This is a genomic window from Nocardiopsis lucentensis DSM 44048, assembly GCF_000341125.1.
Lineage (GTDB): Bacteria > Actinomycetota > Actinomycetes > Streptosporangiales > Streptosporangiaceae > Nocardiopsis > Nocardiopsis lucentensis.
This window is the reverse complement of record NZ_ANBC01000296.1, coordinates 1-1,276: the sequence shown is the minus strand read 5'-3', so window position 1 is coordinate 1,276 and position 1,276 is coordinate 1. Positions and strand designations below refer to the sequence as shown.

The following is a 1,276-nucleotide window of genomic DNA, read 5'->3' as shown; positions in this document are numbered from 1 at the left end:
CCCCCCCCCGCCGCTGCCTCGGCTGGTCCACCGGCATTCCGTAGTCGGCCGGGGTGAATCCGTCGTCGTACTCGGACTCCGCGTCCGGCCCCTGCGGATCAGCCGTCTCCTCCGGAGCGGGACCCAGGTCCGAGGGCATCCCCGGGGCGGCGGCGCGGGGATCGTCGTCGTAGCCCTCCGCCGGGTCCTCGTCGTATCCGACGTCGTGGTACCGGGAGTCGTAGGACTGCTCGGCGTACCCGTCGTCCGCGTAGCGGGGATCGTCACCGTCCCCGTAGTCGTCGTACCCCCCGTCGCCGTACGCGGGAGCCCCGTACCGGTCGGCGCCCGGCTCGGGGTCGTCGAAGGAGAGGGCGTCGAACATCTGGGTGGCGCCGCCCGGCTGCTGCTCCGCGTCGCGGACGTTCCCCTCGTCCTGGAAGCGGGCCCTGGACTGCATGTCGGCGATCGTTCCGAGCGGGTCGTCGGAGCCGGGGACGGCCGCGGAGGGGGCACCGTCGTCCGGCCCCTCGGGCTCACCGCCCCAGTCCCGGTACTCGGGTTGGGCGGGGCCGTTCTCCCGGCGGCGCCGCTCGGCCTCACGCACCGAGTCGGGCAGGCGGGCGTCATCGCGGTCGAACACCCAGGTGTTGCCGGTGCCGCCACCGGGCGGGTTCTGCTCGAGGGGCGCCGGAGCGGGCGAGAGCTCGTCGTCGTAACCGTCCGTGGACGGGCCGGTCCACGGCTCGGCGGGCCGCGTGCCGCTCCAGGCGTCGCCTCCGTCCCGGGCGGGCGCCCAGGTGTCCAGGTCGTCGGTGCGCTCGTCCCAGGTCCGGGGAGCACCGAGGCCGCCGGAACGCGCGTCCGCGCCCCAGGAGTCGGAGCCGAGTTCGTCGTCGGCCCAGGAGTCCGGGCGAGGGGCCAGGGGGTCCGGGCCGTCCGCCGGGGGCATCGGGGACCGGGCCCCGAGTCCGTCGTCGGCCGGCGCCTCGGGGGTCCAGGGCTCGTTGGCCGGAGGGGTGCCGGGGGACCACGCCTCGTTGACGCGGTCGAGGGCGGGGCCGGGGTTCCACTGCGCGTCGCCGGGCTCGGGGGACCACGGCATGTCGGTGGAGCCGCCACGGGGCTCGTCGAACGACGGGGCGGGGGTTTCCGGGGAGAGCGTGGTGGCGCCCGGAGTCCAGGGCTCGTCGGCACCCGGTGCGGCGGACTCGGAAGACCACGGAGCGTCCGTGGAGGAGGTCTCCCCGCCCCAGGACTCGTCGGCACGCGCGGGCTCAGGCGCCCATGGCCGGTC

The 1,276-nt window shown here is 76.3% G+C and carries 1 pseudogene; it reads right to left on the bottom strand.

Annotated features, from left to right (window positions below):
• Window positions 1-1,276 (bottom strand): annotated as a pseudogene (locus tag D471_RS40110) (hypothetical protein); the annotation flags it as partial.